Source organism: Pseudomonas sp. CH235, from assembly GCF_004368175.1.
Taxonomy (GTDB): domain Bacteria; phylum Pseudomonadota; class Gammaproteobacteria; order Pseudomonadales; family Pseudomonadaceae; genus Aquipseudomonas; species Aquipseudomonas paraglycinae.
The window spans coordinates 162,076-181,312 of record NZ_RRZJ01000005.1; the positions used below are offsets into that span (position 1 = coordinate 162,076).

Annotated in this window: 17 protein-coding genes; 6 read left to right on the forward strand and 11 right to left on the reverse strand. The window is 60.1% G+C overall.

Going from position 1 to position 19,237, the window contains the following annotated elements; genetic code table 11:
* The first annotated feature begins 1 nt into the window (after position 1).
* Together EIY71_RS07870 and EIY71_RS07875 are read left to right on the forward strand one after the other, a co-directional pair.
* On the forward strand, positions 2 to 961 hold the full coding sequence (locus EIY71_RS07870; RefSeq protein WP_085745003.1) for an SDR family oxidoreductase: 960 nt from the start codon (positions 2 to 4) through the stop codon (positions 959 to 961).
* Entirely contained in the window at positions 958 to 1,968 is a 1,011-nt protein-coding gene (locus tag EIY71_RS07875) for a glycosyltransferase family 4 protein (RefSeq protein ID WP_134021259.1), read from the forward strand. The genes EIY71_RS07870 and EIY71_RS07875 overlap by 4 nt, the downstream gene beginning before the upstream one ends.
* Before the next feature lie 89 nt (positions 1,969 to 2,057).
* Here EIY71_RS07875 and EIY71_RS07880 read toward each other — a convergent pair whose 3' ends face one another.
* The 11 genes from EIY71_RS07880 to mtnA all read right to left on the reverse strand — a co-directional run bounded on the left by EIY71_RS07880 (position 2,058) and on the right by mtnA (position 15,506).
* Complete coding sequence (locus EIY71_RS07880; RefSeq protein WP_134021262.1) at positions 2,058 to 2,297, reverse strand: LapA family protein; 240 nt, start codon at positions 2,295 to 2,297, stop codon at positions 2,058 to 2,060.
* Positions 2,298 to 2,321: 24 nt separating this feature from the next.
* The gene (gene ihfB / locus EIY71_RS07885) at positions 2,322 to 2,612 is read right to left on the reverse strand and encodes an integration host factor subunit beta (RefSeq protein WP_085745006.1); all 291 of its coding nucleotides are present in this window, start codon (positions 2,610 to 2,612) and stop codon (positions 2,322 to 2,324) included.
* Positions 2,613 to 2,763: 151 nt separating this feature from the next.
* Complete coding sequence (locus tag EIY71_RS07890) at positions 2,764 to 3,042, reverse strand: hypothetical protein (RefSeq protein ID WP_085745007.1); 279 nt, start codon at positions 3,040 to 3,042, stop codon at positions 2,764 to 2,766.
* 203 nt (positions 3,043 to 3,245) lie between these two features.
* Positions 3,246 to 4,931 carry a 30S ribosomal protein S1 gene (gene rpsA / locus EIY71_RS07895; RefSeq protein WP_102717097.1) on the reverse strand — a complete coding sequence of 562 codons (1,686 nt, stop codon included), beginning with the start codon at positions 4,929 to 4,931 and terminating at the stop codon, positions 3,246 to 3,248.
* Between the two features lie 120 nt (positions 4,932 to 5,051).
* Positions 5,052 to 5,741, reverse strand: coding sequence for a (d)CMP kinase (gene cmk, locus EIY71_RS07900; protein WP_085647507.1), 690 nt, complete (start codon positions 5,739 to 5,741; stop codon positions 5,052 to 5,054).
* Positions 5,738 to 7,945 (reverse strand): bifunctional prephenate dehydrogenase/3-phosphoshikimate 1-carboxyvinyltransferase, encoded by a 2,208-nt coding sequence (locus EIY71_RS07905; RefSeq protein WP_240868636.1) that lies wholly within the window; start codon positions 7,943 to 7,945, stop codon positions 5,738 to 5,740. Before EIY71_RS07905 ends, cmk begins: the two co-directional genes overlap by 4 nt.
* 28 nt (positions 7,946 to 7,973) lie before the next feature.
* Positions 7,974 to 9,086 (reverse strand): histidinol-phosphate transaminase, encoded by a 1,113-nt coding sequence (gene hisC, locus EIY71_RS07910; RefSeq protein ID WP_134021265.1) that lies wholly within the window; start codon positions 9,084 to 9,086, stop codon positions 7,974 to 7,976.
* 12 nt (positions 9,087 to 9,098) lie between these two features.
* The gene (pheA, locus tag EIY71_RS07915; protein ID WP_007950913.1) at positions 9,099 to 10,193 is read right to left on the reverse strand and encodes a prephenate dehydratase; all 1,095 of its coding nucleotides are present in this window, start codon (positions 10,191 to 10,193) and stop codon (positions 9,099 to 9,101) included.
* Positions 10,193 to 11,278, reverse strand: coding sequence for a 3-phosphoserine/phosphohydroxythreonine transaminase (serC, locus tag EIY71_RS07920; RefSeq protein ID WP_085745010.1), 1,086 nt, complete (start codon positions 11,276 to 11,278; stop codon positions 10,193 to 10,195). The genes pheA and serC overlap by 1 nt, the downstream gene beginning before the upstream one ends.
* Before the next feature lie 64 nt (positions 11,279 to 11,342).
* Positions 11,343 to 14,006, reverse strand: coding sequence for a DNA gyrase subunit A (gene gyrA / locus EIY71_RS07925; protein ID WP_134021268.1), 2,664 nt, complete (start codon positions 14,004 to 14,006; stop codon positions 11,343 to 11,345).
* A gap of 423 nt (positions 14,007 to 14,429) precedes the next feature.
* Positions 14,430 to 15,506: an S-methyl-5-thioribose-1-phosphate isomerase gene (mtnA, locus tag EIY71_RS07930; protein ID WP_007950910.1), complete on the reverse strand. Its 1,077-nt coding sequence runs from the start codon at positions 15,504 to 15,506 to the stop codon at positions 14,430 to 14,432.
* A gap of 108 nt (positions 15,507 to 15,614) precedes the next feature.
* Here mtnA and EIY71_RS07935 point away from each other — a divergent pair, with 108 nt between their 5' ends.
* From EIY71_RS07935 to EIY71_RS07950, 4 genes are all read left to right on the forward strand, one after another.
* Positions 15,615 to 16,949, forward strand: coding sequence for a TRZ/ATZ family hydrolase (locus tag EIY71_RS07935; protein WP_007950908.1), 1,335 nt, complete (start codon positions 15,615 to 15,617; stop codon positions 16,947 to 16,949).
* 58 nt (positions 16,950 to 17,007) lie between these two features.
* Positions 17,008 to 17,706 (forward strand): bifunctional 2-polyprenyl-6-hydroxyphenol methylase/3-demethylubiquinol 3-O-methyltransferase UbiG, encoded by a 699-nt coding sequence (gene ubiG, locus EIY71_RS07940; protein ID WP_007950906.1) that lies wholly within the window; start codon positions 17,008 to 17,010, stop codon positions 17,704 to 17,706.
* 4 nt (positions 17,707 to 17,710) lie between these two features.
* Positions 17,711 to 18,382, forward strand: coding sequence for an N-acetylmuramic acid 6-phosphate phosphatase MupP (gene mupP / locus EIY71_RS07945; protein WP_085745014.1), 672 nt, complete (start codon positions 17,711 to 17,713; stop codon positions 18,380 to 18,382).
* Positions 18,383 to 18,462: 80 nt separating this feature from the next.
* Positions 18,463 to 19,203, forward strand: coding sequence for a YciK family oxidoreductase (locus EIY71_RS07950; RefSeq protein ID WP_085745015.1), 741 nt, complete (start codon positions 18,463 to 18,465; stop codon positions 19,201 to 19,203).
* The last annotated feature ends 34 nt before the right edge of the window (positions 19,204 to 19,237 follow it).

The window sequence follows — 19,237 nt, forward strand, 5'->3', positions numbered from 1 at the left end:
CATGCGAATTCTACTTACAGGCGCAACGGGCTTTGTGGGACGCGGCCTGACACCTCTGCTGCTGGAGCAGGGTCATGAGGTTACCGCTGCTGTTCGCAAAAACTCGAATGAGCTCGACTCCCGTGCAACTCAGGCGCTGATCAGCGATCTGTCCAGCGAGCAGAACTGGATGTCGGTGCTGAGCGGACATGATGTCGTCATCCATTCGGCTGCCCGCGTGCATGTCATGAGCGACGAGTCATCCGACCCTCTTGCCGAATACCGCAAGACCAATGTCGAGGGCACGTTGAATCTCGCCCGGCAATCGGCTGAAGCAGGCATCCGAAGATTCATCTTCATCAGCTCAGTGAAAGTCAACGGCGAGAGCACAACCCCAGGCAACCCTTACAGCGCTGAAAGCCAACCTGTGCCTCTTGATCCCTATGGGATTTCAAAACTTGAGGCCGAACAGGGACTACGTGCGCTTTCCACAGAAACCGGGATGGAAGTAGTCATCATCCGTCCCGTACTGGTTTATGGGCCAGGCGTACAGGCCAACTTTCTCAGCATGATGCGCTGGCTCCACAAAGGCGTGCCGCTGCCATTCGGCGCACTTCACAACCGCCGCAGCCTCGTCGCACTGGACAATCTCACTGACCTGATTGCGACTTGCGTAGTCCATCCTGCTGCTGCGAACCAGACTTTCATGGTCAGCGATGGCGAAGACCTATCGACTACCATGCTTCTTCGGCGCATGGGCGCTGCGTTGGGCAAACCTGTCCGAATGCTGCCAATCCCCGGCTGGGTACTTGAAACCGGGGCATCGATGCTGGGCAAGCAAGCCCTGGCCCAACGACTTTGCGGTTCACTTCAGGTAGATATTGAAAAAACACGTACCCTTTTGAACTGGACCCCGCCCGTCTCTGTCGATGAGGCGCTGCGTAAAACGGCTAAACACTTTCTGGACCTGCGAATCAAATGAATATGTGGTGGTTATTACCGGCTTGCGCCGTCGTTGCACTGTTTCTGACCGGAGCCCTACGGCAATATGCGCTGGCTAAAAGCCTTATAGACGTGCCCAACGCCCGAAGCTCCCACGCCGTCCCCACCCCAAGAGGTGGCGGCGTTGCGATCGTTGTGAGCTTTCTGGTCGCACTGATATTGGCGACAAGCATGGGTGCCATCACCTTGCCGACGATGTGGGCATTGATGGGGGCAGGTGTCGGCATCGCAGTACTGGGCTTTCTGGATGATCACGGCCATATCATCGCCCGCTGGCGTTTGCTGGGTCATTTCATTGCAGCCATTTGGGCACTTTACTGGATAGGCGGCTTACCACCTCTGACGATCTTCGGATTCGTATTTGACCTGGGTTGGGTTGGCAATGTATTGGCCGCGTTTTATCTGGTCTGGCTGCTGAACCTGTATAACTTCATGGATGGTATTGATGGCATTGCCAGCGTCGAGGCGATTTTTGTTTGCCTGGGTGCAACGTTGCTTTATTGGCTGACGGGCAATGGTGTATTGGCCCTCCTCCCGCTTCTGCTTGCCTTCGCAGTGTCCGGTTTTTTGTATTGGAACTTCCCGACAGCTCGCATCTTCATGGGGGATGCTGGTAGCGGCTTCCTCGGGATCACTCTGGGCGTCCTCTCCCTGCAGGCTGCCTGGGCCGCACCACAATTGCTGTGGAGCTGGCTGATTCTGCTGGGCGTGTTTATCGTCGATGCAACCTGGACTTTGTTCCGCCGGCTGCTACGGGGAGAAAAAGTCTACGAAGCTCACCGTAGCCATGCTTATCAATTCGCTTCTCGAAAATACAAAAAGCACCTGCCCGTCACGCTGGGCGTTGCCGCGATCAATCTTTGCTGGCTGTTGCCGATTGCGCTATTGGTGGCTAACGGTTACCTGGACGGTCTGCTGGGGGTTCTGATTGCTTATGTGCCATTAGCAGCGCTGGCAGTGAAGTTCAATGCTGGAGGCAAGGAATAAGCCAGTGATGATTTAGTATTTTGTTGCAGAAACAATTGAGGGGAAGCCATGGCTTCCCCTCTTTATTCTGCTCAGGAAACTTAAAAAATCTAAATCGAAGGTTTGCGCCGAGCGCGTAGAGCACGACCCAATAACAGACGTAACAGAGGGCCGATGATCATACCGACCAAGAGTGCCGCCAATATTACGACAGAAGCGGGTAAATGAGGTGCTTCCCAACCGAGAAACAGCAGGGATACTGTTTGCTGATTTTCAAGTACAAATGCCAGGATTACCAGAACCAGCAGCAGTAGAAATCCTCCCAAGAGGATTCGTTTGAGATTAGTCATAAACTGCTTCCCTGGTCATATCTACTATTCATCCTCTTCCTCATTCACTCGATCCCGAAGCTCTTTGCCTGGCTTGAAATGGGGAACGAACTTTCCGTCAAGACTGACAGACTGCCCTGTCTTCGGGTTGCGGCCGACTCGCGGCGCACGATAGTGCAAGGAGAAGCTGCCAAAGCCACGGATCTCGATACGATCACCTGTGGCAAGGCACTGGGACATTTGCTCAAGCATGGTCTTGATGGCCAGCTCAACATCCTTGGATGAGAGCAGCCCCTGATGGGTGACAATTCGTTCGATCAACTCCGACTTCGTCATATTTTTCCCTTCTTTTTCAAGCAGCTAGATCAGCGCTTGAAAGGTTTTAGCACGCCCGGAAGATTTTGAACAGCCCAGGGCTTGACATATCTTTCCGCTCGCCGAAACGCCCATTTTCAGGGCATCGGATCGCATGCACGCCAACGCTCACTCACCGACAAATCACCAGCATGGTTCGAGTGACATAGCCGGCAGGATTGAAACCAAAGGGAAACTCATCCTCATCCCGCGCATCATCAGATCGCGTGATCACCTTGTAACCCGCCCCCTTGCATTCCTTGGCTGCGCGCTTCTGACACCTCTCCCAGCCCGAACCCAAGCCGGAGCAGTCAACCTCGATACCGCTGACTCCGCGCACCGCATGAGTCTTGGCGCTAGTCGTACAGCCTGCCAACACCAACATACCCAACAGAACTATAAACTTGTTCATTCACATCCTTATGCCAGGCGCCTGCCCGACTACTGCGATCTTCAGACTAAGCCTAGACGCGAATAGACGATTGATCCGATTAAAGAAACAGACCGCCCGGCAAAGGAAATGGTTTCACCCGTATAACCAGAGAGCGAGGCTTACCAAATCGAAGGCACAAAAAAGGGCGACCGAAGTCGCCCTTTTTAATGATCAGACAGAACTCAGTTCTGTTTGGCCATTGCTTGACGCAGCAGTGCCGCCATGGTGGTGTCAGCTGCTTCGCCTTCCGGAGCGGTTTTCAGGCTCTGGATAGCTTCTTTTTCTTCAGCATCGTCTTTCGATTTGATCGACAGCTGGATTACGCGGCTCTTACGATCAACGCTGATGATCTTGGCTTCTACTTGCTGGCCTTCTTTCAGAACGTTGCGCGCGTCTTCAACGCGGTCACGGCTGATTTCGGAGGCTTTCAGAGTCGCTTCGATATCGTCGGCCAGAACGATGATGGCGCCTTTGGCGTCAACTTCTTTCACGGTGCCAGTAACGATTGCGCCTTTGTCGTTAACCGAGACGTACTCGGAGAACGGATCGCTTTCCAGTTGCTTGATACCCAGGGAGATACGCTCACGCTCCGGGTCAACCGACAGGATAACGGTGTCCAGCTCGTCGCCCTTCTTGAAACGACGTACGGCTTCTTCGCCCACTTCGTTCCAAGAGATGTCGGACAGGTGAACCAGACCGTCGATGCCGCCGTCCAGACCAATGAAGATACCGAAATCGGTGATCGACTTGATGGTGCCGGAGATCTTGTCGCCCTTGTTGAACTGGCCAGAGAAGTCTTCCCATGGGTTCGACTTGCACTGCTTGATGCCCAGGGAGATACGACGACGCTCTTCGTCGATGTCCAGAACCATGACTTCCACTTCGTCGCCGACTTGTACGACTTTCGAAGGGTGGATGTTCTTGTTGGTCCAGTCCATTTCCGAAACGTGTACCAGACCTTCAACGCCTTCTTCCAGCTCAGCGAAGCAGCCGTAGTCGGTCAGGTTGGTTACACGAGCGGTAACGCGAGTGCTTTCTGGGTAACGGGCTTTGATAGCAACCCATGGATCTTCGCCCAGTTGCTTCAGGCCCAGGGAAACACGATTGCGCTCGCGATCGTACTTCAGAACCTTGACGTCGATCTCGTCGCCAACATTGACGATTTCGGAAGGGTGCTTGATACGCTTCCACGCCATGTCGGTGATGTGCAGCAGGCCGTCCACGCCACCCAGATCGACGAATGCGCCGTAATCGGTGAGGTTTTTGACGATACCTTTGACTTGCTGGCCTTCCTGCAGGGATTCCAGCAGAGCTTCACGCTCGGCGGAGTTCTCGGCTTCCAGGACGCTGCGACGGGAAACGACAACGTTGTTGCGCTTCTGGTCCAGCTTGATGACCTTGAATTCCAGCTCTTTGCCTTCCAGGTGCGTGGTGTCGCGCACTGGACGGACGTCAACCAGGGAACCTGGCAGGAACGCACGGATGCCGTTAACGTCGACAGTGAAGCCGCCTTTAACCTTACCGTTGATAACGCCCTTGACCACTTCCTCGGCTGCGAAGGCTGCTTCCAGAACGATCCAGCATTCAGCGCGCTTGGCTTTTTCACGGGACAGCTTGGTTTCGCCGAAACCGTCTTCAACCGAGTCCAGAGCAACGTGAACTTCGTCACCGACGTTGATGTTCAGTTCGCCAGCGTCGTTGTAGAACTGCTCCAGAGGGATCAGTGCTTCGGACTTCAGGCCAGCGTGAACGGTTACCCAGCGAGCTTGGTAATCGATATCAACGATAACACCGGTGATGATGGAGCCTGCCTGAAGGTTCAGGGTCTTTAGGCTTTCTTCAAAGAGTTCCGCAAAGCTTTCGCTCATTTTAATTCCTGTTGATTAGGGCGAAAAATACGCCCGTCTCCACATCCCAGACGATGCGGGTCAGTTTCATTTAAAGGAAGCCACCGCAGGACTATGACTGGTCCCCTGCGGCCTTCCTGGTCACCCGGCGATATCGCGAATGGCGATCTCGCTCATGATGCGTTCCAGCACCTGATCGATGGACAACTCCGTGGAATCCAGCTGTATGGCGTCGGCCGCCGGCTTTAGCGGGGCCACCGCTCGCTGGGTATCACGCTCGTCGCGCGCACGGATCTCATCTAGCAGACTCGACAGACTAACACCCTCGACTTTGCCCTTCAACTGCAAATATCGACGGCGCGCCCGCTCCTCGGCACTGGCGGTCAGGAAAATCTTCAAGGGCGCATTCGGAAATACCACCGTGCCCATGTCGCGACCATCGGCCACCAGCCCCGGCGACTCCTGAAAAGCACGCTGGCGCTGCAGCAGCGCCTCGCGCACGGCCGGCAATGCAGCCACCTGAGAAGCGCCGGAACCGACGCTTTCAGTGCGGATGACATCGCTGACTTCGTCACCTTCCAGAATGATGCGTTGCAGTTGACCGTCGGTCGCCGCGATGAACTGCACATCCAGATGAGCGGCCAGTTTCTTCAGCAGCTCTTCATTGGTCAGGTCAACACCATGGTTGTGCGCAGCAAACGCCAGCAGGCGATACAGCGCACCGGAATCCAGCAGGTTCCAGCCCAGACGCTTGGCCAGAATCCCGGCTACGGTGCCTTTGCCCGAGCCGCTTGGCCCATCGATGGTGATGACCGGAGCAATATTGTTCACGACTGAGCCTCTTGCGCCACACGAATGCCGACCTGTGCGCACAGCGCCAGGAAGTTCGGGAACGATGTCGCGACGTTGGCGCAGTCATGGATGCGGATCGGTGCCGTGGCGCGCAGCGAGGCCACGCTGAAAGCCATCGCGATACGGTGATCGCCATGACCATGCACTTCGCCGCCGCCGATCTGGCCGCCGTCGATGATGATGCCGTCCGGGGTCGGTTCGCACTTGACGCCCAGCGCCAGCAGACCGTCCGCCATGACCTGGATACGGTCCGACTCCTTGACCCGCAGCTCTTCGGCGCCGGTCAGCACGGTACGCCCTTCGGCACAGGCCGCGGCCACGAACAGCACCGGGAATTCGTCGATCGCCAGTGGAACCAGCGCTTCCGGAATCTCGATACCCTTGAGTTTAGCCGCTCGCACGCGCAGGTCGGCAACCGGCTCGCCACCCACTTCACGCTGGTTTTCCAGGGTGATGTCGGCGCCCATCAGGCGCAGAATGTCGATCACACCGGTGCGGGTCGGGTTGATGCCGACGTGTTCGAGCACCAGCTCCGAACCTTCGGCGATCGACGCGGCCACCAGGAAGAATGCCGACGACGAGATATCGCCCGGCACTTCGATGTGGGTCGCGGTCAGCTTGCCGCCGGACTCAACCGATGCCGTGGCACCGTTGACGCTCACCGGGTAGCCGAAGCCGCGCAGCATGCGCTCGGTGTGGTCACGGGTCGGAGCCGGCTCGGTGACGGTGGTCTTGCCTTCGGCGTACAGACCCGCCAACAGCAGGCAGGATTTAACCTGGGCACTGGCCATCGGCATGGTGTAGGTCAGGCCTTTGAGTTTGTGACCGCCACGAATGGTCATCGGTGGACGACCCTCGGCAGCGGTTTCGATCACGGCACCCATTTCCCGGAGCGGGTTGGCGACGCGATTCATCGGACGCTTGGACAGCGAAGCATCACCAGTCAGGGTGCTGTCGAAGTCCTGCGCGGCCAGCAGGCCGGACAGCAGGCGCATCGAAGTGCCGGAGTTGCCCAGATAGATCGGGCCCGGCGCAGGCTTCAGGCCATGCAGGCCGACACCGTGGATGGTCACGCGGCCGTGATGCGGGCCTTCGATGACCACGCCCATGTCGCGGAACGCCTGCAAGGTCGCCAGGGCGTCTTCGCCCTCGAGGAAGCCTTCGACTTCGGTGACGCCTTCAGCCAGAGAACCGAGCATGATCGAACGGTGGGAAATCGATTTGTCACCCGGTACGCGAATCCGACCGGACAGGCGGCCACCAGGTTGAGCCAGGAAAATCAGATCGTTGGAATTCATAGCGTCCACATAGGCCCTGCGGGCCAGGATTTTACTGAAATGCTCGCGGGCAACCCGGGCGCGCGTGAAGACGCCCAACAATTGGTGCCCATCCCCTGCATCGACCGCGTCGCGCAAGGCGTCGAGGTCGCTGCGAAATGTATCGAGTGTGCGCAGGACAGCCTCGCGATTGGCGAGAAAGATGTCATGCCACATGACCGGGTCGCTTCCGGCGATTCTTGTGAAATCACGGAAACCGCCCGCAGCGTAACGGAAGATCTCAAGGTTTTCATTGCGTTTGGCCAGCGAATCGACCAGACCGAAGGCCAGCAGGTGCGGCAGATGACTGGTCGCAGCCAGCACTTCATCGTGACGCTCGACCTGCATGTGCTCAACGTCGGCACCCAGCTCGCGCCACAAGCGATCAACCACCGCCAGGGCAGCCGGATCGGTCTGCTCCAGCGGGGTCAGAATGACTTTATGACGGCGGAACAGTTCCGAGTTGGAGGCTTCCACCCCGCTCTGCTCGGAACCGGCAATCGGATGGCCCGGCACGAAACGCGCCGGCATGCCGCCGAACGCTTCGGTCGCCGCGCGCACCACATTGCCCTTGGCGCTGCCGACATCCGTCAGGATCGCCTGCCCCAGATCCATACTGGCCAGACGGGCCAGCACTTTTTCCATGGCCAGGATCGGTACCGCCAACTGGATCACGTCCGCGCCCTGGCAAGCCGCTGCCAGATCATCTTCGCAGCGATCCACCACGCCCAACTCGACCGCCAGCTTGCGCGATTGCGGATCGAGATCGACCCCGACCACTTCGCGGCACACGCCGCTTTCACGCAAACCTTTGGCAAACGAACCACCGATCAACCCCAGACCGACCACCACCAGGCGCCCGATCATAGGTGCAGCAGATTGCAGCGCAGTGACATCACCCACGAGCCAGAACCTTGCGCAGCGCTTCGAGGAAGCGGCTGTTTTCCGCCGGCAGACCGATGGTCACCCGCAGATGGTTCGGCATGCCGTAGTTGGCGACCGGACGCACGATCACGCCTTCGCGCAGCAGGCCCTGGAACACCGGAGCCGCCACCTGACCAAGGTCGACGCAGATAAAGTTGCCCTTGGACGGAATCCAGCTCAGGCCCAGCTCGCGGAAACCCGCTTCCAGCTGTTGCATGCCGGATTCATTGAGCTGACGGCTCTGCGCCAGATACTCCTCGTCCTTCAGCGCCGCACACGCCGCGGCCAAAGCCAGGCTGTTGACGTTGAATGGCTGACGTACGCGATTCAGCACGTCTGCCACCACGGGTGTGGACAAGCCGTAACCAACGCGCAGCGCCGCCAGACCGTAGGCCTTGGAGAACGTACGCGAGACCAGCAGGTTCGGATAAGCCGCGAGGAAATCCAGACCGTCCGGCAGATCGCTGCCTTCGGCGTATTCGATGTAGGCCTCGTCCAGCACCACCAGCACATGTTCCGGCACGTCCTGCAGGAACTCGTCCAGCGCTTCGGCGCCGAACCAGGTGCCGGTCGGGTTGTTCGGGTTGGCGATGAACACGACGCGGGTGCTGGCGTCGATGGCCGCCAGCATCGCTGGCAGGTCATGACCCCAGTCCTTGGCCGGAACGACCTTGGCCTGAGCGCCGACCGCCTGGGTCGCGATCGGGTAGACCGCGAACGCGTGCTCGCTGAACACGGCATTCAGGCCCGGCGCCAGATAGGCGCGCGCCACCAGTTCAAGAATGTCGTTGGAGCCGTTGCCCAGGGTCACCTGGTTCAGCTCGACACGGCACTGCTCGGCCAGCAGGGATTTCAGGGCAAAACCGTTGCCGTCCGGATAACGAGTCAGCTCGTCCAGCGCTTCGCGGATCGCGGCCAGCGCTTTCGGGCTGGCGCCCAACGGGTTTTCGTTGCTCGCCAGTTTGACGATGCTTGCCGGATCCAGATCCAGCTCGCGCGCCAGTTCGTCCACGGGCTTGCCCGGTACGTAGGGCGAAAGTTGTTGCACGCCCGGCTGTGCCAGAGCGAGGAAGTTGCCACTCATTGCTACCACCCCTTAAAGAACTGCTTTCGGGTAGGAACCCAGCACCTTGAGTGCTACTGCTTCCTGACTGATCTTTTCCAGTACACCTTTGATCAGCGGATCACGGTGATGACCAACGAAGTCGATGAAGAACACGTAGGTCCATTTGCCGCTGCGCGACGGACGGGTTTCGATCCGGGTCAGGTCGATCCCGTTGTCATGGAACGGCACCAGCAGCTCATGGAGCGCGCCGGGCTTGTTGCTCATGGACACGATGATCGAAGTCTTGTCGTCGCCGGTCGGTGGCACTTCCTGGTTACCGATCATCAGGAAGCGCGTGGAGTTGTCCGGGCGATCTTCGATCTTCTCGGCCAGACGGGTCAGGCCGTACAGCCCGGCCGCCATGTCGCCGGCGATCGCCGCCGAGTTCCACTCGCCTTTGACCCGCTTGGCCGCTTCGGCGTTGCTGGACACCGCCACGCGCTCGACATTCGGGTAATGGGCGTCCAGCCACTTGCGGCACTGGGCCAGCGACTGAGCGTGGGAATAGATGCGGCTGATGCTGTCGGTCTTGGTGTTTTCACCAACCAGCAGATGATGGTGAATCCGCAGCTCGACTTCGCCGCAGATGACCATGTCGTGTTCGAGGAAGCTGTCGAGGGTATGGTTGACCGCGCCTTCGGTGGAGTTCTCCACCGGCACCACGCCGAAATTCACCGCACCGGCTGCCACTTCACGGAACACTTCGTCGATCGCCGCCATCGGCTTGCTGATCACCGCGTGACCGAAGTGCTTCATGGCCGCCGCTTGGGTGAAGGTGCCTTCCGGACCGAGATAAGCCACTTTCAGCGGGTTCTCGAGAGCCAGGCACGAAGACATGATTTCGCGGAACAAGCGCGCCATCTCTTCGTTGCCCAGCGGCCCCTTGTTGCGTTCCATCACACGCTTGAGGACCTGCGCCTCACGCTCGGGACGGTAGAACACCGGCTGCTCGCCTTCGGCCAGACTGGCCATCTTGACCCGGGCAACTTCTTCGGCGCAGCGCGCGCGATCGCTGATCAGCTGGAGGATCTTCTCATCCAGGTTATCGATGCGAACGCGCAGCGCCTTGAGCTCCTGCTCGGACATCAGGAATGCTCCTTCTCGAATTCAGCCATGTAGCCGACCAACGCTTCGACGGCGTCCAGACCCAGGGCGTTGTAGATCGAGGCACGCATGCCGCCAACCGAACGATGGCCCTTGAGGTTGAGCAGGCCACGGGCGTCGGCGCCGGCCAGGAACGCCTTGTCCAGACGCTCGTCAGCCAGACGGAACGGCACGTTCATCCACGACCGGGCGTTGACGCTGATCGGGTTGGTATAGAAGTCGCTGTTGTCGATGAAGCCGTACAGGCGATCTTTCTTCGCCTTGTTGCGCTGCTCCATCGCGGCGACGCCACCCTGCTCCTTCAGCCACTCGAAGACGAGGCCCGAGAGGTACCAGGAATAGGTGGCCGGGGTGTTGTACATCGAGCCGTTATCGGCCGAGACCTTGTAGTCGAGCATGGTCGGGCACGAACTGCGGGCGCGGCCCAGCAGGTCTTCACGAACGATCACCACGACCAGACCGCTCGGGCCGATGTTCTTCTGCGCGCCGGCGTAGATCAGGCCGTACTGCGACACATCGATCGGGCGCGAGAGGATATCGGAGGACATGTCGACCACCAGCGGAACGTCACCAGCCTCGGGAACCCAGTCGAACTGCAGGCCGCCGATGGTTTCGTTGGACGCATAGTGCAGATAGGCCGCACCCGGGGTCAGCTTCCACTCGTTCTGACCAGGGATGGCCAGATAGTCATAAGGCTTGGCACTGGCGGCAACATTGACGTTGCCGAAGCGACGCGCTTCCTCGATGGCTTTCTTCGACCAGATGCCGGTTTCGACATAGTCGGCAGTGCCGTTCTCGGGCAGCAGGTTCAGCGGAATCTCGGCGAACTGTTGGCTCGCACCGCCCTGCAGGAACAGCACTTTGTAATTGGAGGGGATGGACAGCAGGTCGCGCAGGTCTTGTTCGGCCTTCTCGGCGATGGCCACGTAGTCATCGCTGCGATGGCTCATTTCCATGACCGACAGACCCTTGCCGTGCCAGTCGAGCATCTCGGACTGGGCACGCAACAGGACAGCTTCAGGCAGCGCAGCGGGACCTGCGCAGAAGTTATAGGCTCGTTTGCTCACATCCACTCTCGCTATGCAATCACGGTAGCGGACAGAGCAAACACTCTGCCCTGCTACGATTTGGTTAGTCTTGCGACTCTTCTTCGTCTGCGGCGTCCGCCTGCAGGTTGTCGACCGCATCGTCCGGTTCGGCGCCGATCACGCCCTCTTCCAGTTCGACACCTTCTTCACCTTGAAGCTCTTCACCCTCGACTTCCGACGGCTCCTGGACCCGCTCCAGACCGACCAGGGTTTCATCCTTGGCCAGCTTGATCAGGGTCACGCCCTGGGTGTTACGACCCAGGCTGGAAACTTCGTCGACACGGGTACGCACCAGCGTGCCCTGGTCGGAAATCAGCATGATCTCCTCGCCATCGAGCACCTGAACCGCACCGACCAGACGGCCGTTACGCTCGTTGCTGACCATGGCGATCACGCCCTGGCCGCCACGTTTGTACTCAGGGAACTCGGTGATCGCGGTGCGTTTGCCGTAGCCACGCTCGGAAGCGGTGAGGATCTGGCTGCCTTCTTCCGGGATCAGCATCGAAATCAGCTTCTGCCCTTCCGGCAAACGCATGCCGCGCACACCGCGGGCGGTACGGCCCATGGCACGCACGTCGGATTCCTTGAAGCGGGTGACCTTGCCGCCGTCGGAGAACAGCATTACTTCACGCTCGCCATCGGTGATGGCCGCGGAGATCAGCACGTCACCTTCGTCCAGTTCCAGCGCGATCAGACCGACGCTGCGCTGACGGCTGAAGGATTCCAGCGGGGTCTTCTTCACGGTGCCGTTGGCGGTGGCCATGAAGATGTAGTGACCTTCGGTGTATTCCTCGACCGGCAGCATGGTGGTGATGTATTCACCGTCATCCAGCGGCAGCAGGTTGACCAACGGACGACCACGGGCGGCGCGGGACGCTTCAGGGATTTCGTAGGTTTTCAGCCAGTACACCTTGCCCTTGCTGGAGAACAGCAGCAGGGTGGTGTGGCTGTTGGCGACCAGCAGGTGAGCGATGTAGTCCTCATCCTTCACGCCAGTAGCCGATTTGCCTTTACCGCCACGACGCTGGGCCTGGTACGCAGCCAGCGGCTGGGTCTTGGCATAGCCACCGTGGGAGATGGTCACGACGCGCTCTTCTTCCGGGATCATGTCGCCCAGGGTCAGGTCGAGACGGGCATCGAGAATTTCGGTGCGGCGCACGTCGCCGTATTCGGCACGGATCACTTCCAGTTCTTCGCGGATCACTTCCATCAGGCGCACGGCGCTGTTGAGGATGCGGATCAGCTCGCCGATCTGGTTGAGGATCTCTTGATACTCGGCCAGCAGCTTTTCGTGCTCCAGACCGGTCAGACGGTGCAGACGCAGCTCCAGAATGGCTTGCGCCTGTTCCGGCGACAGGAAGTACTTGCCGTCGCGCAGCCCGTATTGCGGATCGAGGTTTTCCGGACGGCACGAATCGGCACCGGCACGTTCCACCATCGCCACCACAGCCGAGGATTCCCACGGCGTGCTGACCAGCGCTTCCTTGGCTTCCGACGGCGTCGGCGAAGCCTTGATCAGGGCGATCACCGGGTCGATGTTCGACAGGGCAACGGCCTGACCTTCGAGGATGTGACCGCGCTCGCGCGCCTTGCGCAGTTCGAACACGGTACGGCGGGTAACCACTTCGCGACGGTGACGGACGAAGGCTTCCAGCAGGTCCTTGAGGTTCAGGATCCGCGGACGGCCGTCGATCAGCGCAACGATGTTGATGCCGAATACCGATTGCAGCTGGGTCTGGGCGTAGAGGTTGTTGAGGATCACCTCAGGCACTTCGCCGCGACGCAGTTCGATCACGACGCGCATACCGTCCTTGTCGGACTCGTCGCGCAGTTCGGTGATGCCTTCGAGTTTCTTCTCTTTTACCAGCTCGGCGATCTTCTCGATCAGGCGTGCCTTGTTCAGCTGGTAAGGGAGTTCGGTGATGACGATCTGCTGACGGCCACCGACCTTGTCGATGTCTTCGATGATCGAACGGGCGCGCATGTAAATGCGGCCACGGCCGGTGCGGTAGGCTTCGATGATGCCGGCGCGACCGTTGATGATCGCGGCAGTCGGGAAGTCCGGACCGGGAATGTATTGCATCAGCTCATCGACGGTCAGCTCGGGGTTGTCGATGAGGGCCAGGCAACCGTCGATAACTTCACCGAGGTTGTGCGGCGGAATATTGGTCGCCATGCCCACGGCGATACCGCTGGAACCGTTGACCAGCAGGTTGGGTACGCGGGTCGGCATGACCGCCGGGATCAGTTCGGTGCCGTCGTAGTTCGGCACCCAGTCCACGGTTTCCTTGTGCAGGTCGGCCAGCAGCTCGTGCGCCAGCTTGGTCATGCGCACTTCGGTGTATCGCATGGCCGCGGCGTTGTCGCCGTCCACCGAACCGAAGTTGCCCTGGCCGTCGACCAGCAGGTAACGCAGGGAGAAAGGCTGCGCCATGCGGACGATGGTGTCGTACACCGCGGTATCACCGTGCGGGTGATACTTACCGATCACGTCACCGACGACACGGGCAGATTTCTTGTACGGCTTGTTGAAGTCATTGCCCAGCTCGCTCATCGCGAACAGCACGCGACGGTGCACGGGCTTCAAGCCATCGCGCGCATCCGGCAGTGCACGGCCGACGATCACGCTCATCGCGTAGTCGAGATAGGACTGTTTCAGCTCGTCTTCGATATTGACCGGGAGGATTTCTTTGGCCAGTTCGCCCATGAGAAGCCTGATTCCTTTTTCTGGTGAAACTTCGCCATATCCATAGGGGACGCACGAAGCTCGTCGATGCAGGCCGAGTGCCATGCGCCGACTTACGACAAATCGACAAGTTGACCCTGGATTTGCGCAGTGAAGACAACCCCGTGGGACTGCCTCGGAAAACGCCGGATGTTATCACAAGAGCCGCCACGCACCTATCCCCCAGATGCGCATGGAGCATAGTTAGATGACCGATGACAGGCTTAACGGGGACGAGAGAGGCTCAGAGCTTCCCTGAATGCAAATTTCGGGGCGAAATTGCGGATGTTTATTGACTTTCAAGGCCCCATCGCGAGCAGGCTCGCTCCCGCAAGGTTCTGTGGCGATCACAAAACCTGTGGGAGCGAGCCTGCTGCGAAGAGGACAACGCGGACATCAAGCCAATCAATGCAGGCGCTTGCGGCACATCAACTGCGCCATTTTCGCGGTGTCCGGGCGCTCGACGATGCCTTTTTCGGTGACGATCGCATCGATCAGATCCGCCGGGGTCACGTCAAACACCGGGTTGAACGCTTCGACGTCAGCCCCGACACGTTTGCCGCCAACCTCCAGCAACTCGGCGCCGTCGCGCTCCTCGATCGGGATGTCGTCACCGCTGGCCAGATTCATGTCGATGGTCGAACTCGGCGCCACCACCATGAAACGCACGCCGTGGTGCATGGCGTTGACCGCCAGTTGATAGGTGCCGATCTTGTTCGCCACATCGCCGTTGGCGGTGATCCGGTCGGCGCCGACGATCACCCAGGTCACGCCTTTGGTTTTCATGATATGCGCGGCGGCAGAGTCAGCGTTCAGGGTCACCGGAATGCCTTCGTTGGCCAGCTCCCACGCGGTCAGACGCGAGCCTTGAAGCCACGGCCGGGTTTCGTCGGCGTAGACGCGCTCGACCATGCCCTCGATGAACGCCGCGCGAATCACCCCGAGCGCCGTCCCGAAACCGCCGGTGGCCAGGGCGCCGGTGTTGCAGTGAGTGAGAATTGCCTGAGCATTGCCCTGATGCTTGCGGATCAGGTCGACGCCGAGCTGGGCCATGGTCAGGTTGGCTTCACGATCGCTTTCATGAATCGCAATGGCTTCGGCTTCCAGCGCCGCCAGCGGATCGGCGTTTTCCTTCAAGCGGTCCAGCCGGTCGTGCATGCGGTTCAACGCCCAGAACAGGTTGACCGCTGTCGGACGGGAATCGGCCAGCAACATGAAATCCTCTTCCAGCGACGCATACCAGTCGCCACCTTCGGCAATCCGGGCACGGGCCGCCAACACGATGCCGTACGCGGCACTGATGCCGATGGCCGGCGCACCGCGCACCACCATCGAACGAATTGCCTCGGCCACGCCGGCGGCGCTGGTGTAGGCGATCCAGTTTTCCTCGAACGGCAAAACGCGCTGATCCAGCAGGTGGAGCGCGCCATCACGCCAATCGATGGCCTTTACTTTCTCCGCAGCCAACAGTCGATCGCGCATCCCTCACCCCGCACTCATGAACAAAAGCCGCCGATTATAGCGATCCCCCCGCGAAGACGCTCGGGTATACTTCGCCATCCTTTACAAAAGCACTGGAACCGACCCTCGATGCCGAAACCTGCCATTGCGCTCGACTTATTATTGCTGCCGACCTGGCTGGTACCCGTCGAACCTGCAGGCGTTGTGCTCAAGGAGCATGGCCTGGGCATCCGCGACGGTCGCATCGTGTTTATCGGCCCGCGTGCCGAAGCGCTGAAGTGTAACGCCGCCGAAGTCCGCGAACTGCCGGACGTTTTGCTCAGCCCCGGCCTGATCAACGCCCACGGCCACGCCGCGATGACGCTGTTCCGTGGGCTGGCCGACGATCTGCCGCTGATGACCTGGCTGGAAAACCACATCTGGCCGGCCGAAGGCAAATGGGTCGATGAAGATTTTGTGCGTGACGGCACCGACCTGGCCATCGCCGAGCAGATAAAAGGTGGCATCACCTGTTTCTCGGACATGTACTTCTTCCCGAAGGTTGCCAGCGAGCGCGTGCACAACAGCGGAATCCGCGCGCAGATCGCGATTCCGATCCTCGACTTCCCGATTCCGGGTGCCGCCAGCGCCGATGAAGCCATTCGTCAGGGCGTCGAACTGTTCGGCGACCTGAAGCATCACGAGCGCATCAAGATCACCTTCGGCCCTCATGCACCCTACACCGTGGGCGACGAGAACCTGGAAAAAATCCGCGTGATCGCCGAAGAGCTGGACGCCTCGATACACATGCACGTCCACGAAACCGCGTTCGAAGTGCAGCAAGCGGTCGAACAGCGCGGCGAACGCCCGCTGGCCCGCCTTGGCCGACTGGGCTTGCTCGGCCCGCGCTTCCAGGCCGTGCACATGACCCAGATCAGCGATGACGACCTGGCGTTGCTGGTAGAAAGCAACACCAGCGTGATCCACTGCCCGGAGTCGAACCTGAAACTGGCCAGCGGCTTCTGCCCGGTGGAGCGCCTGTGGCAGGCCGGAGTCAACGTGGCGGTCGGCACCGATGGCGCCGCGAGCAACAATGACCTGGACCTGCTGGGTGAAACCCGCACTGCCGCTCTGTTGGCCAAAGCCGTCGCCGGCTCGGCCACCGCGCTGGACGCCCACCGGGCGCTGCGCATGGCCACGCTGAACGGCGCGCGAGCCTTGGGGATCGAAGCCGAGACCGGCTCGCTGGAGCTCGGCAAGGCGGCCGACATCGTCGCCTTCGACCTGTCCGGCCTGGCGCAACAACCGGTCTATGACCCGGTCTCGCAGCTTATATACGCCACCGGTCGCGACTGCGTGAAACACCTGTGGGTTGCCGGCAAGCAGTTGCTCGACGACCGGCGCCTGACCCGACTGGACGAACAACAGCTCGGCGAAACCGCCCGGGCCTGGGGCCGACGCATCAGCGGCCACACCGAATCGTAAACACCCCGGGGCAAACTCCGGGGCTACAGCCCTTTTCAAGTTTTAGAGGATTGAAATCATGAGCAACGTCGACCACGCCGAAATCGCCAAATTCGAAGCCCTGGCCCATCGCTGGTGGGACCGCGAGAGCGAGTTCAAACCGCTGCACGACATCAACCCGCTGCGGGTCAACTGGATTGACGAACGCGTCAATCTGGCCGGCAAGAAGGTCCTCGACGTCGGTTGCGGCGGCGGCATCCTCAGTGAAGCCATGGCTCAGCGCGGCGCGACCGTGACCGGCATCGACATGGGCGAAGCGCCACTGGCGGTCGCGCAACTGCATCAGCTGGAATCCGGCGTGAACGTCGAATACCGGCAGATCACCGCCGAAGCCCTGGCCGAAGAAATGCCCGAGCAGTTCGACGTCGTCACCTGCCTGGAAATGCTCGAGCACGTACCGGACCCTTCCTCGGTGATCCGCGCCTGCTTCCGCATGGTCAAGCCCGGCGGCCAGGTGTTCTTCTCCACCATCAACCGCAACCCGAAGGCGTACCTGTTCGCCATCGTCGGCGCCGAATACATCATGAAGCTGCTGCCGCGCGGCACCCACGACTTCAAGAAATTCATCCGCCCGTCCGAGCTGGGTGCCTGGAGCCGCATGGCCGGCCTGACCGTCAAGGACATCATCGGCCTGACCTACAACCCGCTGACCAAGCACTACAAGCTGGCGGCGGACGTTGACGTCAACTACATGATCCAGACCCTGCGCGAGGAGTAAGCCGATGGCCATCAGAGCAGTCCTTTTCGACATGGACGGCACTCTGCTCGACACCGCGCCGGACTTCATCGCCATTTGCCAGGCGATGCGCGCGGATCGCGGCTTGCCGCCAATGAACGACAAACACATCCGCGATGAAATCTCCGGCGGCGCCAAGGCCATGGTCGCGGTGACGTTCTCGATGGATCCGGAGTCGCCGGGCTTCGAGGAGTTGCGTCTGGAGTTCCTCGAGCGTTACCTCGTCGGTTGCGCCGTACACAGCAAGCTGTTCGACGGCATGGGCGAATTGCTGGCCGACATCGAGAAAGCCCATCTGGTCTGGGGCGTGGTCACCAACAAGCCGCTGCGCTTCGCCGAGCCGATCATGCAGCAACTGGGGCTGGCCGAGCGCTCGGCCCTGCTGATCTGCCCGGATCACGTGAAGAACAGCAAGCCGGATCCCGAGATGCTGACCCTGGCCTGCAAGATGCTTGATCTGGATCCGTCGACCGTTCTGTTTATCGGCGATGATCTGCGCGATATCGAATCCGGCCGTGACGCCGGCACCAAAACCGCTGCCGTGACCTATGGCTACATCCACCCCGACGACAACCCTCGGCACTGGGGCGCGGACGTGGTGGTGGATCATCCGCTGGAGTTGCGCAAGGTGCTCGACAACGCGCTCTGCAGTTGCTGAGTGGTGCGGCAAAGCGACCATCGCTGAATTCCCGCGCATGACGCGGGAACGATCAGAAGTTAATGGATTAGAGGTTTCTTATGTTTGATTACTCCGCTCGCCCCGAATTGCTCAAGGATCGGGTCATTCTGGTCACCGGTGCCGGTCGTGGCATCGGCGCGGCTGCCGCCAAGGCCTACGCCGCCCACGGTGCAACCGTGCTGCTATTGGGCAAGACCGAAGCCAACCTGACCCAGGTCTACGACGAGATCGAAGCAGCCGGGCATCCGCAGCCGGCCGTGATCCCGTTCAACCTCGAAACCGCCCTGCCCCATCAATACGATGAGCTGGCGGCGATGATCGAGACCGAGTTCGGCCACCTCGACGGCCTGCTGCATAACGCCTCGATCATCGGCCCGCGCACGCCGATCGAGCAGTTGTCCGGTGAAAACTTCATGCGCGTCATGCAGGTCAACGTCAACGCGATGTTCATGCTGACCAGCACGCTGCTGCCGCTGCTCAAACTGTCGCAGGACGCCTCGGTGGTCTTCACCTCCAGCAGCGTCGGGCGCAAGGGCCGTGCTTACTGGGGCGCCTATGGCGTGTCGAAGTTCGCCACCGAAGGCCTGATGCAAACCCTGGCCGACGAAGTCGAAAACGTCGCCCCGGTACGCTCCAACAGCATCAACCCGGGCGCCACTCGCACCAGCATGCGCGCTCAGGCTTACCCGGGGGAAAACCCGCTGAACAACCCGACTCCAGAAGAGATCATGCCGGTCTATCTGTACCTGATGGGCCCGGACAGCACCGGTATCAATGGCCAGGCCTTCAACGCCCAGTAATGCCATACGTCGCATTTGTTGCCGTGGCGGAATA

Bases quoted from the DNA above. Each gene is read 5' to 3' on its own strand.
- EIY71_RS07890 (WP_085745007.1), bottom strand. From the start codon at position 3,042: ATGAACAAGTTTATAGTTCTGTTGGGTATGTTGGTGTTGGCAGGCTGT.
- mupP (WP_085745014.1), top strand. From the start codon at position 17,711: ATGGCCATCAGAGCAGTCCTTTTCGACATGGACGGCACTCTGCTCGAC.
- EIY71_RS07935 (WP_007950908.1), top strand. From the start codon at position 15,615: ATGCCGAAACCTGCCATTGCGCTCGACTTATTATTGCTGCCGACCTGG.
- gyrA (WP_134021268.1), bottom strand. From the start codon at position 14,006: ATGGGCGAACTGGCCAAAGAAATCCTCCCGGTCAATATCGAAGACGAG.
- EIY71_RS07875 (WP_134021259.1), top strand. From the start codon at position 958: ATGAATATGTGGTGGTTATTACCGGCTTGCGCCGTCGTTGCACTGTTT.
- ubiG (WP_007950906.1), top strand. From the start codon at position 17,008: ATGAGCAACGTCGACCACGCCGAAATCGCCAAATTCGAAGCCCTGGCC.
- pheA (WP_007950913.1), bottom strand. From the start codon at position 10,193: ATGTCCGAGCAGGAGCTCAAGGCGCTGCGCGTTCGCATCGATAACCTG.
- mtnA (WP_007950910.1), bottom strand. From the start codon at position 15,506: ATGCGCGATCGACTGTTGGCTGCGGAGAAAGTAAAGGCCATCGATTGG.
- EIY71_RS07870 (WP_085745003.1), top strand. From the start codon at position 2: ATGCGAATTCTACTTACAGGCGCAACGGGCTTTGTGGGACGCGGCCTG.
- EIY71_RS07880 (WP_134021262.1), bottom strand. From the start codon at position 2,297: ATGACTAATCTCAAACGAATCCTCTTGGGAGGATTTCTACTGCTGCTG.
- ihfB (WP_085745006.1), bottom strand. From the start codon at position 2,612: ATGACGAAGTCGGAGTTGATCGAACGAATTGTCACCCATCAGGGGCTG.
- hisC (WP_134021265.1), bottom strand. From the start codon at position 9,086: ATGAGTGGCAACTTCCTCGCTCTGGCACAGCCGGGCGTGCAACAACTT.
- EIY71_RS07905 (WP_240868636.1), bottom strand. From the start codon at position 7,945: ATGATCGGGCGCCTGGTGGTGGTCGGTCTGGGGTTGATCGGTGGTTCG.
- EIY71_RS07950 (WP_085745015.1), top strand. From the start codon at position 18,463: ATGTTTGATTACTCCGCTCGCCCCGAATTGCTCAAGGATCGGGTCATT.
- rpsA (WP_102717097.1), bottom strand. From the start codon at position 4,931: ATGAGCGAAAGCTTTGCGGAACTCTTTGAAGAAAGCCTAAAGACCCTG.